The 13798-nt window shown below is 72.4% G+C and carries 16 protein-coding genes; 9 read left to right on the top strand and 7 right to left on the bottom strand.

Features of this window, described 5'->3' with window-relative positions:
• The first annotated feature begins 40 nt into the window (after window positions 1-40).
• From GCL84_RS09455 to GCL84_RS09440, 4 genes are read left to right on the top strand one after another with little or no spacing between them, the layout of a single operon-like run.
• Window positions 41-577, top strand: a complete 537-nt coding sequence (locus tag GCL84_RS09455) for an EF-hand domain-containing protein (protein WP_156755022.1) — start codon at window positions 41-43, stop codon at window positions 575-577.
• A complete protein-coding gene (locus GCL84_RS09450) occupies window positions 574-1668 on the top strand; it encodes an isocitrate/isopropylmalate family dehydrogenase (RefSeq protein WP_156755021.1) in 1095 nt (364 codons plus the stop codon). Before GCL84_RS09455 ends, GCL84_RS09450 begins: the two co-directional genes overlap by 4 nt.
• Window positions 1665-2294 carry a cysteine hydrolase family protein gene (locus tag GCL84_RS09445; protein WP_156755020.1) on the top strand — a complete coding sequence of 210 codons (630 nt, stop codon included), beginning with the start codon at window positions 1665-1667 and terminating at the stop codon, window positions 2292-2294. The genes GCL84_RS09450 and GCL84_RS09445 overlap by 4 nt, the downstream gene beginning before the upstream one ends.
• Complete coding sequence (locus GCL84_RS09440) at window positions 2270-3118, top strand: SAM-dependent methyltransferase (RefSeq protein WP_235926114.1); 849 nt, start codon at window positions 2270-2272, stop codon at window positions 3116-3118. Before GCL84_RS09445 ends, GCL84_RS09440 begins: the two co-directional genes overlap by 25 nt.
• Window positions 3119-3155: 37 nt before the next feature.
• Here the strand turns inward: GCL84_RS09440 and GCL84_RS09435 are convergent, their stop codons facing one another.
• Window positions 3156-3938 carry an MBL fold metallo-hydrolase gene (locus GCL84_RS09435; protein WP_156755019.1) on the bottom strand — a complete coding sequence of 261 codons (783 nt, stop codon included), beginning with the start codon at window positions 3936-3938 and terminating at the stop codon, window positions 3156-3158.
• A complete protein-coding gene (locus tag GCL84_RS09430; protein WP_156755018.1) occupies window positions 3938-4756 on the bottom strand; it encodes an NUDIX hydrolase in 819 nt (272 codons plus the stop codon). The genes GCL84_RS09435 and GCL84_RS09430 overlap by 1 nt, the downstream gene beginning before the upstream one ends.
• A gap of 126 nt (window positions 4757-4882) precedes the next feature.
• Between GCL84_RS09430 and GCL84_RS09425 the strand changes: the two genes are divergently transcribed.
• Complete coding sequence (locus tag GCL84_RS09425) at window positions 4883-5788, top strand: Gfo/Idh/MocA family protein (protein ID WP_235926113.1); 906 nt, start codon at window positions 4883-4885, stop codon at window positions 5786-5788.
• A gap of 54 nt (window positions 5789-5842) precedes the next feature.
• On the opposite strand, the gene GCL84_RS09420 is transcribed toward GCL84_RS09425, so the two are convergent.
• The 4 genes from GCL84_RS09420 to GCL84_RS09405 are packed head-to-tail and all read right to left on the bottom strand — an operon-like array spanning window position 5843 to window position 8138.
• The gene (locus tag GCL84_RS09420; protein ID WP_156755016.1) at window positions 5843-6883 is read right to left on the bottom strand and encodes a hypothetical protein; all 1041 of its coding nucleotides are present in this window, start codon (window positions 6881-6883) and stop codon (window positions 5843-5845) included.
• A 27-nt stretch (window positions 6884-6910) separates the two neighbouring features.
• A complete protein-coding gene (locus GCL84_RS09415) occupies window positions 6911-7528 on the bottom strand; it encodes a hypothetical protein (protein WP_156755015.1) in 618 nt (205 codons plus the stop codon).
• Window positions 7525-7980, bottom strand: coding sequence for a RidA family protein (locus tag GCL84_RS09410; RefSeq protein ID WP_156755014.1), 456 nt, complete (start codon window positions 7978-7980; stop codon window positions 7525-7527). The genes GCL84_RS09415 and GCL84_RS09410 overlap by 4 nt, the downstream gene beginning before the upstream one ends.
• Window positions 7980-8138, bottom strand: coding sequence for a DUF4177 domain-containing protein (locus GCL84_RS09405; RefSeq protein ID WP_156755013.1), 159 nt, complete (start codon window positions 8136-8138; stop codon window positions 7980-7982). The genes GCL84_RS09410 and GCL84_RS09405 overlap by 1 nt, the downstream gene beginning before the upstream one ends.
• Before the next feature lie 50 nt (window positions 8139-8188).
• Between GCL84_RS09405 and GCL84_RS09400 the strand changes: the two genes are divergently transcribed.
• From GCL84_RS09400 to GCL84_RS09390, 3 genes are read left to right on the top strand one after another with little or no spacing between them, the layout of a single operon-like run.
• A complete protein-coding gene (locus GCL84_RS09400; RefSeq protein ID WP_156755012.1) occupies window positions 8189-8437 on the top strand; it encodes a hypothetical protein in 249 nt (82 codons plus the stop codon).
• A 37-nt stretch (window positions 8438-8474) separates the two neighbouring features.
• Window positions 8475-9479 carry an ArsA family ATPase gene (locus GCL84_RS09395; protein WP_156755011.1) on the top strand — a complete coding sequence of 335 codons (1005 nt, stop codon included), beginning with the start codon at window positions 8475-8477 and terminating at the stop codon, window positions 9477-9479.
• Window positions 9476-10603, top strand: a complete 1128-nt coding sequence (locus GCL84_RS09390; protein WP_156755010.1) for an ArsA family ATPase — start codon at window positions 9476-9478, stop codon at window positions 10601-10603. Before GCL84_RS09395 ends, GCL84_RS09390 begins: the two co-directional genes overlap by 4 nt.
• Window positions 10604-10643: 40 nt before the next feature.
• Here the strand turns inward: GCL84_RS09390 and GCL84_RS09385 are convergent, their stop codons facing one another.
• Window positions 10644-10955, bottom strand: a complete 312-nt coding sequence (locus GCL84_RS09385) for a WhiB family transcriptional regulator (protein WP_156755009.1) — start codon at window positions 10953-10955, stop codon at window positions 10644-10646.
• 232 nt (window positions 10956-11187) lie between these two features.
• Between GCL84_RS09385 and GCL84_RS09380 the strand changes: the two genes are divergently transcribed.
• On the top strand, window positions 11188-13695 hold the full coding sequence (locus GCL84_RS09380) for a transglycosylase domain-containing protein (protein ID WP_156755008.1): 2508 nt from the start codon (window positions 11188-11190) through the stop codon (window positions 13693-13695).
• Window positions 13696-13798 lie beyond the last annotated feature (103 nt).

Below are 13798 nucleotides of genomic sequence, written 5' to 3'. Positions count from 1 at the left end.
CCCACCCGGAGTCGCGTCGTCTCTCGACGGGAGAAAATTCATGAACCACCCCCAGGCGGCACTGAGCCGAGTCGATCTCGTCTTCGACCTGTTCGACGCCGATGGCTCCGGCGCGCTCGAGGCGAACGACTTCGAGGTCATGGCCCGCCGGGTGGTCGAGGCCGCGCCGCAGTCCGAAGATGACGCGAAGGAGGCCATGACCGCGGCGTTCCGCCGGTACTGGAAGAACCTGGCCGCGGAGTTGGACGACGACCGCAACGGCCGCATCGACCGGAACGAGTACGAGAACAGCGTGCTGTCCCCCGAGCTGTTCGAATCCACGATCGACGAGTTCGCCCGATCGCTGGCCCGGTTGGGTGACCCGGACGGTGACGGCATGATCGAGCGGCAGGTGTTCACCGCGCTGATGTCCGCCATCGGGTTCGAGCGGCAGAACATCGAGACGCTCTTCGACGCCCTGGAGCCCGATCGGGACGACCGGATCTCCGTGGCGAACTGGGTGGTCAGCATCAAGGACTTCTACCGGCCGGACGCGGCCGACATCCCCGGCGACCACCTGGTGTCGAGCGCCGGATGACGACGGACATCGGACTCGCCGTGGGACGGGGCACGGGCCCCGAACTCGCGGTCGTCTTCGAACGGGTGGTGGACCGGCTCGCCGAGCTCCACGGCGTCGAGCCGGCCATCACCCGCTCGCCCCAGGTCTACCACTCCTACTTCTCGCTGCGCGCCGAAACCGACGGCGTCGAGGACATGCGCAGGCTCACCGAGGACGACGCCGAGCACTACGAGCGGTTCTGCCGGACGCTGGCCCGGCGGGGCGCCACCGCGGTGTTCCGCACGGCCATCAACGCGCAGTCGCTGTACCTGGTGCGGCAGCGCCTGCGGGCGGTGAAGGTCGATGTGATCTCGGCGCCCGGTTCGTCGCCCGACGCGGCGCTGCTGCTCGTCCGGGACCAGGCCCAGGGCTTCTACACCGGTGAGAACCAGCACACGCCGGGTGTGTTCACCCGCACGATGCGGTTCAGCCAGGACGTCACCGACGACGTCATCGCCCACGCCCTGGCACGCGGGCGGCAGCAGTGGCCGGACGGCGGCGCCGACCGGATCGTCATGGCCTACAAGCACCACCTGCTCGACGGCGCCCTCGACGGCTGGGTGCACGCCGCGGCCGAACGCCACGGCGTGCGGATCGAACTGAGCCAGCCCGACACCGTGAACAGGAACCTGATCCAGCACGGGCTGCCCAGGCGGACCGTCATCGTCGCGGGCAACGAGTGGGGCGACATCATGCACGTCGTCCTGCTGGACCGCTACGGCGTGGACAAGCAGGAGAACCGCTGCACCGAGAACGTCTACCTGCACCCCGACCTGGCCGGGCTCGTGGAGTACCAGACCGTGCACGGCTCCGCCGACGACCTGACCGACCGCGACACCGTCAACCCGGTGGCCACCGTACGGGCAGCGGCGGCCATCGTCGAACGGCACTGCGGCGGCACGGGCGCGATCGAGTCGACCGAACGCGCGCTCGCCGCCGTGACTGCCCGTGGCGTGCGCACCCCCGACCTCGGTGGGGAGCACTCGACCACGGCCGTGGTCGACGCACTGCTCGCCGAGCTGCCCCAGCGGCACGCCGGGCGGCCGGTAACGCTGGAGGCCAGTTCGTGACCCCGACGGCGTTGATCGTCGTGGACTCGCAGAACGACTTCTGCACCGGACCGGTCGCCGCGGCCAGGTACCGCCAGGACCCCGCACGCCTGGACGCGGTGACGACCAACGCCGCACGCGCGGTCGACCTGGCGCGGGACCGCGGCATCGAGGTGGTGTTCGTCCGCTTCGTCGGCGACGTCGAGCACCAAGGCCCGAGCTGGCGCCGCCGCAACGAGCGCAACGGCTGGGCGCCGACGTGCCGCGAGGGCACCTGGGGCGCGCAGTTCCACAAGGTCGCGCCCGCGCCGGGAGAGTTCGTGGTCACCAAGAAGGCGTGCTTCGACGCGTTCCTGACCGCGGGCTTCGAAGAACACCTGCTGCGGCGCGGCATCGAACACCTGGTGTTCGCCGGGGTGTACGCGGACGTGTGCCTGGACTCAACCGCCCGCACCGCCTTCCAGAAGGGCTGGCACATCACGCTCCTGGTCGACTGCACCACCAGCCTGCTGCAACGCGACGAGGACACCGTGCGGTTCATGGCCGAGCTGTACGGGGCCCGCACCACCACCCACGACCACCCGGACACGTGGTGCGATCCCCTCGGCCGAGGGGACGACCGGTGCTCGGTGACGGCGTCGAACTGACCGCGCTCATGGTCGCGGCGGCTCGCGCGATCGAGACCCACCGCCCGGACTCCCTCGCCCGCGACGACTACGCCGAGCACTTCGTGCGAGCCGCACCGGCGTCCGCGAACTGGCCCGTGCACCCGCGGCAGGTCCCGGCAGGCGACGCGAACCCCCTGTGGGGCAGGCTCGCCCGCTACTTCGGGCTGCGCACCAGGGTGCTGGACGACGTCGTGCTCGCCGCGGGCAACCGCCAAGTCGTGCTGCTGGGCGCAGGCCTGGACACGAGGGCTTTCCGCCTCGACTGGCCACCCGACTCCGTCGTGTTCGAACTCGACCGGGCCGCGGTGCTGGCCTTCAAGCAACAGGTCCTGGACAGCCTCGGGGCACACCCGCACGTCACCCGCCACCCGGTGGCCGCCGACCTCCGCGACGAGTGGGCGCGACTGCTGCCCGGATTCCGACCCGGCGAACCCACGACCTGGCTGGCCGAGGGCCTGCTGCTGTACCTGCCCGGCGACGCCGAACGCCGGTTGATCGACACCGTGGACCGCTTGTCCACGCCCGGCAGCACCCTGGCCTACGAGGTCAAACTGGTCCGGGAACACCCCGCGGTGCGCGACAACCCCGTCTACACCTCGACCAAGGCCCAGACCGGCATTGACCTGCTCGCCCTGTTCAGCGACGAACCCCGACCCGACTCGGCCGCCACCCTCTCGGCCCGCGGCTGGACCACGCGGGTCCACACCCCGTTCGACTTCACCCACCACCACGGACGCGGACCACTCCCCGAACCCCACGACGCACTGGCGACCAACCGCTGGGTCATCGCCACGAAAACCTGACCCGCGTCGTGTCTCCCGATTTCGTGGCGCCGCGCGGCTACCGCCCGCGCAGGTACTCCACCTGGGCGACGACGGACAGCTCAGCCGCGCCCCACAGCGACTGGTCCACGTCCGCGTAGACGACCTCGACCACCGCCCTGGCCGAGGCGTCCGCGCCCAGCACGTCCAACGCCGCCTGGACCTGCGCCAACCGCTGCTCCCGGTGCGCCAGGTACTCCCGCGACACCAGGGAGACATCGGGCAGGTCGGGCCCGTGCCCCGGCAGCACGACCCCCGACAACCGCTCCAACCGCCGCAGGGAGTCCAGGTACTGCCCCAGCTCGCCGTCCGGCGGGATGATCACCGTCGTCCCGCGGCCCAGCACGGTGTCCCCGGTCAGCACGGCCAGCACCCCGTCGTGGGCCACCGTGAGGCAGATCGAGTCGGCCGTGTGGCCGGGCGTGTGCAGCACCTCCAGTTCCAGCCCACCCGCTGTCACGACCTCGCCGTCGACCAGCGGGCCCTCGCCCGCGCACAGGGCGGTGTCGAACGCGCGCACCGGGGCGCCCGTGCGGGCGGCCAGCCAGGCGGCGCCCTCGACGTGGTCGGCGTGGTGGTGGGTGATGAGCACGGCGTCGACCCGGCCCGCGGCCTCCACCACCCGGGTCAGGTGGGGGATGTCCTCGTAGCCGGGGTCCACGACGACGCTGCCCTCGGCGCCGGGGGCGCGCAGGAGCCAGGTGTTGGTGCCGTCGAGGGTCATCGGGCCGGGGTTGTCCTCGAGCACGACGGCGGCGAAGGGGGTGACCTGGCGGACCTGGCCGTAGGCGGGGTGGGTCATCAGCACTCCGGGTCGGTGGGCAGGACGACGCGGAACGACTCGCCGTCGCTGACGATGTCGGGGTGGATGGGGTCGATCACCCGCTCGACGGCCATCGCGTCGGCCACCGTCGCGCAGCGGTCCAGGTCGGCCAGGGTGAGCCAGGTGGGCGGCATCAGCGCGCGCTCGCCCCGGCGCCACTCGGCGATGGCCTCGGCCGGGCGCTGCCAGCCCGCGTCGTCGGCCTCGGTGGTGGCCCCGTCGGCGAGCTGGCCCTCGGGCAGGGCGGCGAGGAAGAACCGGGTGTCGTAGCGGCGCGGCTCCTGGGCCGGGGTGATCCAGTTCGACCACGGGCGCAGCAGGTCGGCCCGCAGCACCAGGCCGTTGGCCGCCAGGAACTCGGCGAACGAGTACTCCTTGGCCACCAGCGCGGCCCGCGCCGAGTGGTACGGGGTGGTGTCGGAGACGATCGACCCCGCGTCCGGCCCGGCGAGCAGCACACCGGACTCCTCGAACGTCTCCCGCACCGCCGCGCACACCAGCGCCATGGCCAGCGCGGGGTCGCAGCCGAACCGCTCGGCCCACCACCGCGGGGCCGGGCCGTGCCAGGCGACGGAGGCGTCCATGTCGCGCTCGTCCACGCCGCCGCCGGGGAACACCGTCATCCCCCCGGCGAAGGCCATGCCCACGACCCTGCGCAGCAGGAACACCTCGAGCGGCCCGGAGGTGTCGCGCACCAGCATCACCGTGGCCGCGTCACGCGGGACGGCGGGCGCGGCGGCCGGGTCGGTGGGGGCGAAGCCCGCGGGCAGGCGCAGTTCGTCGGGCAGCTCGGACATGAATCCGACCCTAACCGCCAACGGGCCCCCCGCGGCACGTGCTGTCGGCGACAACCAACGTGCACATCGGACGCACCGCGCGGGCCGCGTGCGGGGGTGAGAACCGGTTGTCAGAAGATGTCCGCCGTGACCAGTGGGACGAACGCGGCGGTGCGGATCGGTCTTGTCGGGGCTGGGCCGTGGGCGCGCGCGGTGCACGCGCCGGGGTTGGCCGCCCACCCGGGGGTCGAGCTGGTCGGGGTGTGGGCGCGCAGGCCCGCGGCGGCCGTCGAGGTGGCCGCCGGGGTGGGGGCGGTGGCGGTCGCCGACTTCGACGAGCTGCTCGGCCGGGTGGACGCGGTGGCGTTCGCGGTGCCGCCGTCGGTGCAGGGCGCGCTGGCGGTGCGCGCGGTGCGAGCGGGCAGGCACGTGCTGCTCGAGAAGCCGGTGGCCGACTCGGTCGCGGCGGCGGAGGACGTGGTCGCGGCGGTCGAGGCGGCGGGGGTGGCGTCGATGGTCGTGTTCATCCGGCGGTTCGCGCCGGAGACCGAGCAGTGGTTGGCGGACGTGCGGGCCGAGGGCGGGTGGGCGGGTGGGACCGCGCAGTGGCTCTCCGGGGCGCTGCTGGGCGGGGACTACTCGTCCTCCCCGTGGCGGCAGGCGGGCGGGGCGCTGGGGGACGTGGGCCCGCACGTGCTCGACCTGCTCGACGCCGCGCTGGGGCCGGTGACGCGGGTGCTGTCCGCGCACCGGGGTGAGCCGGACCTGTGGCAACTGGTGCTCGGGCACGAGGGCGGGGCGAGCAGCACCGTGACCCTGTCCATGCGGCTGCCGATGCGGCCCACGGTGACCAGCGTGTCCGTCTTCGGCCAGGCCGGGCAGCGGGAACTGGTCGGTCGGACGACCCAGGCGCCCGAGTGCTACGCGCGCCTGCTCGACGACTTCCTGGCCCTGGTCCACACCGGGCACACCCACCACCCGCTGGACGTGTGGCACGGCCTGCACATCCAGCGCACCCTCGAGGCGATCCTGCTCGCCGTCGAGGAGCGCTGACGCACGACGGCCCCCGGTCCTGGTGGGAGCGGGGGCCGTGTGCGGGTCGTCGTGCTAGGCGCGGGTGTCCGGCGGTTGCAGGGGCATCCCGTTGACCATGGTGGAGCTGTTGGCCTCCGACCAGTCGAACGGGGTGCTGCTGCCCAGGTCGCCCTGCCAGGCGCTGGACTGGCCGGGCTCGGTCTGCTCCCGGCGGGCGAGCTCCTCCTGCAACTGGCGCAGCAGGTCGAGCTCCTGGTCGTTGAGCGACTCGTCTGTGGGCGAGCCCTTGGGCTCGGCCTTGGCCTCCTCGGCCGGGGCGCTCGGGGTGGACGACCACGACGGGGGCTCCGGCTCGGTGGCCGAGGGGATCGTGGGCGGCGACGGGATGGTCGGCGCGGTCAGCTCCGGCTCGCGGCGCTCGGCCCTCGACGGGGCCACCGGCTCCGGTTCGGCGGCGGAGGCGGTGTTGGTGCGCGCCGCGGTGACCTCGGTGGCGTAGCGCATCGCCGTCTGGTGGTAGTCGGTCGGCTCGGCGCCGTCGCGCAGCACCTCGACCGAGGCGGTGATGCCCGCGCGGCGCAGCGCGTGCCCGACCCGGTAGGCCGTGGCCGGGGCGGACCCGGACTGGCCCACGCCGATGAGCACCATCAGGTGCGGCACCGGACCGGTCGACGGGCCCGCGGGGGTCAGCCGCCACACGGCCCAGACCGCGCGGATGTCGGGCAGCACGTCCAGCACTCGGTTGGCGGCGTCGGCGACCCCGGTCTCCGGGGGCGTCCCGCCCACCGGGCCGGAGGCGAAGCGGTGCCGGGTGACCAGGTCCGGCTCGGCGATGGCGACCCGCTGGATGACCGCGGTGTCGGCGTGCGCGGCCAGGAACAGCTCGGTCAGCTCGTCGTGCTCACCGCGGCTGACCGGGACCGGGCCCGCGGCCAGGCAGCCCGCGACCAGGTCGAGCGCGCGGTCCACCTCGGCCGAGGCCAGCAGCTCGCGCGCGTCTGCCAGCGCGTCGTCGTCCAGCCTGCCCGCGAGTCCCAGCAGCAGGTCGTGCACCCGGACCGGCAAGGCCACCCCGGGCCACGCGGCACCCTTGCCTGCGGCGATCTGCGTCACGATCGAACCCCTCCTCGTTCCTGGCGGCTAGCTCGCGACCAGGTGTCCCTCGACCAGCGGCTCGGCGGCGGCCAGCGCGGCGCGGTGGTACTCCGTGGACTCGAAGCCCGCGGGCAGCACCTCGACCACCGGCTCCGCCGTTCCCAGGGCCCGCAGCACGCGCTGCAGCTCTCCGGTGAGCCGGGCGGCGTCCCCGGTGGTGGTGACCAGCACGACCCGGGCGGCTGAACCCGCTCCCCGGACCCGGCGCCAGGTCGTGCGCGCCGCCACCACCTCGGGCCGTCCCCGGAGGATCGCCCCGAGCACCACCGCGGTGGAATCCCCCAGGTTCACCCGGTCAGGGGACTCCGCGGAAAATGTGTAGTCCGTTTCGGAGATTTCGTCTACCCACGGGATGGCGTTGAGCCGCTCGGCGTCCGCGCCAGCGGGCAGCAGGACCGCTCCGACCAGGCGCGACTCGTCCGGTGTGATCGACACCCGCTCGCGGAGCAGGGTCAGCGGCAGCACCCTGGCCACCGCGTCCACCGCCCCGGCGGCGAGCCAGTCCCGGTAGCGCCACAGGTGCCGGTCGTCCAGCCTGCCCGCGAGCCGCAGCAGCAGCTCGTGCGCCTCGGCGATCTGCGCCGCACCACTGGTGCCGCTCATCGGACCTCCACGACGATCTCGACCTCGACCGGGACCCCGAGCGGCAGCTCGGCGACCCCGACCGCTGACCTGGCGTGCCTGCCCGCCTCGCCGAACACCTCGGCGAGCAGGTCGGACGCCCCGTTGAGGACGGCGGGCTGGCCGGTGAAGCCCTCGGCGGAGGCCACGAAGCCGACCACCTTGACCACGCGCACGACCGCGTCCAGGCCGACCAGGGAGTCGACCGCGGCCAGGGCGTTGAGCGCGCACACCCGGGCCAGGCGCTGGGCCTCCTCGGGGCTGACCTCGCCGCCGACCTTGCCGGTCGCGGCGACCGTGCCGTCCACGATCGGCACCTGGCCCGAGGTGAACACCAGTGAGCCGGTGCGCACGGCGGGCACGTACGAGCCTGCCGGGGCGGCCACCGGCGGCAGCTCGACCCCCAGTTCGGCCATCCGGTCGCGCCAGGTCATCAGGCGCCCTTGGGACGCTTGAGGTAGGCCACGAGCTGCTCGCCCGTCGGCCCCGGCATGACGGTGACCAGCTCCCAGCCGTCGGCGCCCCACTGGTCGAGGATCTGCTTGGTCGCGTGCGTGAGCAGCGGCACGGTGGCGTACTCCCAAGTCGTCATGGTCGCAGCCTAGATCACGAGCGCGTTACGGCTCGGTACGGTGGCCTGTTATGGAGCCCTGGCGCTTGTTCGCGACCGCCCTGCTGGTCGTGGCCGGACTGGTGTTGTTGCTGGTGGTCATGGCCAAAGTGCGGGACCGAACAGGGCGGCCGGGGCCCACCGCGATGGCGGGCGCGGTGGCCTTCACCGTGCTCGCGCTGCTGTGCCTGCTGGCCATGACGGTGCTGCCGGAACCGGTCGCCTGGGGTGCTGTCGCGGTGGTCGGGACGGCGGCGGCGGTGCTCGTGCTGGTGGGTTGAGCGGCGGTGGGGCGCTCGGGGCAATTACGCTGAAACGGTGACCACACCCGTCGTCGGCTGGACCGAGCAGATCGCCCGTGCCCGGCTGCACGTGGTGAGCGGCAAGGGCGGTACCGGCAAGAGCACCGTCGCGGGCGCGCTGGCGCTGGCGCTGTCCACCGGGGGCAGACGCGTGCTGCTGGTCGAGGTGGAGGGCAGGCAGGGCATCGCCCAGCTCTTCGACACCCAGCCGCTGCCGTACTCCGAGGAGAAGGTCGCCACCACCCCGGGCGGGGGCGAGGTGCGGGCGCTGCACGTCGACGTCGAGGCGGCGCTGATGGAGTACCTCGCGATGTTCTACAACCTGGGCTTCGCCGGGCGCACGCTGCGCAAGATGGGCGCCATCGAGTTCGCCACCACGCTCGCGCCCGGCCTGCGCGACGTGCTGCTCACCGGCAAGATCAAGGAGTGCGTGACGCGCACCGACGACACCGGCCGCCACGTCTACGACGCCGTCGTGGTCGACGCGCCGCCGACCGGGCGGATCGTGAAGTTCCTCGACGTGACCAAGGCGATGGCCGACCTGGCCAAGGTCGGGCCGATCAAGGGCCAGAGCGACGGCGTGGTCCGGCTGCTGCACTCCGGGGACACCGCCGTGCACCTGGTCACCCTGCTCGAGGAGATGCCGGTGCGCGAGACGGTCGAGGCCGTCGGGGAGCTCGACGGGGCCGACCTGCGGCCGGGCGCGATCATCCTCAACCGGGTCCGCCCGCACCGGCTGCCCACCCGCTCGGTGACCGCCGCGGCCGACGGGCGCGTGGACGCGGGCCGGGTGCGCGACGGGCTGGTCGCCGCCGGGCTGGCGCTGGCCGACGACGTGGTCGAGGGGCTGGTCGCCGAGACCGTGGAGCACGCGGTGCGGGTGCAGGCCGAGCAGCGGGCGCGTGAGCAGCTCGCCGAGGTTGACCTGCCCGCCGTCGAGCTGGCCGACCTGGTCGACGGCGTCGACCCGGCCGCGCTGTACGAACTGGCCGAGGCCATGGTCGAGCAGGGGGTCCGATGAGCGTCCTGGACGTCGACGCGCTGATCGACGACCCGCGGACGCACGTGCTCGTGTGCTGCGGGTCCGGCGGTGTGGGCAAGACCACGACGGCGGCGTCGATCGCCGTGCGCGCGGCCGAGCGGGGCCGCAAGACGGTCGTGCTGACCATCGACCCGGCGCGGCGGCTGGCGCAGGCGCTCGGGCTGGAGGAGCTGGGCAACACCCCGAAGCAGGTGGCGGTCGACGGCTTCACCCCGACCGGTGGGCTGAGCGCGATGATGCTGGACATGCGCCGCACCTTCGACGACATGGTGATCGCGCACGCGGGCGAGGTCCGGGCCGACGAGGTGCTGTCGAACCCCTTCTACAAGACCATCTCCTCGTCGTTCTCCGGGACGCAGGAGTACATGGCGATGGAGAAGCTCGGCCAGCTCGCCGCAGAGGGGACCTGGGACCTGATCATCGTGGACACCCCGCCGTCGCGCTCGGCGCTGGACTTCCTCGACGCGCCGCAGCGGCTGTCCACCGCGCTGGACGGTCGGATGATCAAACTGCTGACCGGGCCGGTGAAGGCGGGCGGCTGGGGCCTGCGCAAGGTGGTCAGCGGGGCCTTCGGGCTGTTCGCCAAGGCGGTGTCGACCATCGTCGGCGGGCAGTTGCTGGCCGACGCCTCGGCGTTCGTGCAGGCGTTCGACGGGATGTTCGGCGGTTTCCGGGAGCGGGCGCGCAAGACCTACGAGCTGCTGCGCTCCAGCGGCACCGCGTTCATCGTGGTCGCCGCGCCGGAGCCGGACGCGCTGCGCGAGGCCAGCTACTTCGTCGAGCGGCTGGAGGCGGAGTCCATGCCGCTGGCCGGTCTCGTGGTCAACCGCACCCACCCCGTGCTGGCGCACCTGCCCTCGGCCAAGGCGCTGGCCGCGGCCGAGAACCTGGAGGCGGCGGGCAAGGCGCCACTGGCCTCGGCCGTGCTCCGGCTGCACGCGGACCGGGTGGCCCTCGCGCAGCGGGAGCGCAGGCTGGTCAACAGGTTCACCAAGGCGCACCCGTCAGTGGCGTTGGCGCACGTGCCCGCCATGGCGACCGACGTGCACGACATCCACGGCCTGCGCGCGATCGGCGAGCGGTTGGCCGGGTCGGCGACCTGACCCGCCGCCGTGGGGCGGGCCGAGGTCGGCCGATGGCGGCCTAACCGACGCGGGCGTCCTCGTCGTCGTAGGAGTGCCTGCGACGGGCGTCGTCGAGCAGCACGCGCCAGTTGTCGACGTCGGGGCGCCTGCGCAGCAGCGCGCGGCGCTCCCGCTCCGTCATACCGCCCCACACACCGAACTCGATGCGGTTGTCCAGCGCTTCGGCGAGGCACTCGGTCCGCACCGGGCACGCGATGCACACCAGCTTGGCCTTGCGCTGCTCGGCGCCGCGGACGAAGAGCCCGTCCGGGTCCTCGTCACGGCACGTCGCGCGAACCCGCCAATCGACCTGTTGCTGTTCGAGGTACATGTATCCCCCACCCCTGTCGTCGTCAGCGACCTTGAAACCGGTACCCCCCGGTACCGGCTGCCGATCTCCCGCCGCGGGAGCGACGGGGCTGATCGACGCTGTCGTGAGACGTTGACGGACATTAGTGGCCCGCGGTTCCATCGAGAAGCTCTGGAGACCCAGCCGTTACAGAAAGTCAATGCGCCAGTCCTGCGCCCGGTGCGCCGACCGGGTGACGCGTACCCTGGTGGACGTGCGTGCCGGAGACAGCTTGCTGAAGATGCTCGGTCTGTGCTTGTTGGCGGGTGTCCTCGTCGCGGGCATGCTGTTCCCGCTGGTCGGAGCGGTGGGGGTGGCGTCGAGCAAGGCCAGCGACACCGTCGACAGCGTGTCCGCGGACCTGGTCGCGACCCCACCGCCGTTGATCACCACGATCACCGACAGCGCCGGGAATCCCATCGCGTCGCTTTATGACCAGTACCGCATCCCCGTTTCGGCGGAACAGATCTCGCCGACCATGAAGGCGGCGCTGGTCTCGATCGAGGACCGCCGCTTCTACGAGCACCACGGCGTGGACTGGAAGGGGACCATCCGCGCCGCGATCTCCAACCAGAGCGGTGGCGACACCCAGGGCGCGTCCACGCTGACCCAGCAGTACGTCAAGAACTACTTGATCAACGTGGTCAACCGGGACAACAAGACCGAGCAGTCCAAGGCCCAGGAGCAGACGATCGCGCGCAAGCTGCGCGAGGCGCGCATCGCCGTCCAGCTCGAGCAGAAGATGTCCAAGGAGGACATCCTCTCCGGCTACCTCAACGTCGTCGAGTTCGCCTACGAGGTCTACGGGATCGGCGCGGCGTCCAACGCCTACTTCGGGACCACCGCCGACAAGCTCACCGTCGCGCAGGCCGCCCTGCTCGCGGGCGCGGTCAACAACCCGGTGCTCTACAACCCGTGGCGCAAGCCCGCGCAGACCCTGGAACGCCGCAACGTCGTGATCGACAAGATGGTGGAGAACCAGAAGGTCAGCCTGGAGGCCGCCGAGGCCGCGAAGGCCGAGCCGCTGGGCATCCTGCCCACCCCGAACAAGCCCGCGGCCAACTGCGTCGGCGCCGGACCGGAGTACGGCTTCTACTGCCAGTACGTCTTCGAGTACCTCGAGCGGCTCGGCTTCTCCGAGGACCAGATCAAGACCGGCGGCTACACGATCAAGACCAGCTTCGACGCCCGCGCCACCCAGTTGGCCAAGCAGGCGGCGATGGACGAGGTGCCCAAGACCCAGCCGGGCATCGCGAACACGATGGCCATCGTCCAGCCGGGCAAGGAGCGCCACCAGGTCGTGGCCCTGGTCGCCAACCGCGACTACGGCCTCGACGCGGGCGCGGGCCAGACCACCTACGGCCTGCCCAGCCGGGTCGCGAACAAGTTCGGCGCGGGCTCGATCTTCAAGCTGTTCACCTCTGCCGCCTACCTGGAGAAGGGGGGCGGCATCATGAACCAGATCGACGTGCCGGAGAAGTACACCTCCAACGTGTTCGGCGGCGGCGGCGCCTCCTGCCCGACGGGCGCGAACGGCGTCAAGAAGTACTGCGTGGAGAACGCGGCCGACTACCCGTCGAAGATGACGCTGCAGGACGCGCTCGCCACCTCCCCGAACACCGCCTTCATCATCCTGGAGGAGCGGGTCGGCATGGGCCCGGTCGTCGACATGGCCTCCCGCCTCGGCCTGCGCACCACCATGGCCGCCAACTCCGGGGGCACCGACCCCGAGCCCGAATCCAAGGACGACCTGTACCGGATCAGCCAGAGCGACTACTACAAGCCCTCGGCCAACAGTCCGGGCAAGGCGTCGTTCACCCTGGGCCCCGGCCCGGTGAGCACCCTGGAACTGGCCAACGTCGGGGCCACCCTGATGAGCGGCGGCGTCTGGTGCCCGCCGACCCCGCTGCTCGAGGTCACCGACCGCAACGGCAAGAAGATCGATCTCAACGAGGCCCCGTGCGAGCAGGCCGTCGCCGAGCCGCTGGCCAACACGCTGGTCACCGCCCTGTCCAAGGACGACATCACCGGCACCGCGCGCGCCGCGGCCGCGGCCGCGAACTGGGCCCGACCGATGATGGGCAAGACCGGCACCACCCAGGGGTACAAGTCGGCGGGCTTCCTCGGCGCCACCCCGCAGTACGCCGCGGCGGTGCTGACCTTCAACGACAGCCCCCGCACCCAGCCCATCTGCGACGGCACCCCGCCCCGCCTGTGTGCCAACGTGGGCCGCAACGGCATCTACGGCGGCAAGACGCCCGCCCGCACCTGGTTCAAGACGATGAGCCCGCTGCTCGATGGCCAGCCCGCCCTCCCCCTGCCCCCGACCGACCCCCGCTACATGGACGGCGGCGAGGAGATCCGGGTGCCCGACGTCATGGGCAAGAGCCGCGAGGAGGCCACCCAGATCCTCCAGGAGGCCGGCTACAAGGTCGTGGTCAAGGAGCGCAACAACGCGGTCAAGAAGGGCACCGTCATCAGCCAGACCCCGCGCGGCGCCGCACTGACCAGCGAGACCATCACCATCTCGGTCAGCACCGGCTACGTCCCGCCACCGCAGACCTCCGACCAGTCGACGGACGAGCCCCAGCAGCCCCCGCCCGCGGACGACCAGGGCACCCCGCCCCCCGGCCAAACCGGCCCCGGCCAGGGCGGCCGAGGCCCAGGCGGCCGTGGCGGCGGCAACACCGGCGACCCGGGCAACGCTCCGCCCGCACCATAAGGCCCGTGAGAACGATCGGTGGGGTGCCCCTCGCGAGCAAGGGGCACCCCACCGCCATGTCATCGGGATGAAGGTGGACGGGCCCGGGGTTGTCCCCGCCGTG

Origin of the sequence: Actinokineospora pegani, from assembly GCF_009745975.1 — a bacterium.
Lineage (GTDB): Bacteria > Actinomycetota > Actinomycetes > Mycobacteriales > Pseudonocardiaceae > Actinokineospora > Actinokineospora pegani.
The sequence above is the reverse complement of the archived record's forward strand: the minus strand, read 5'-3'. Positions and strand labels throughout refer to the sequence as shown.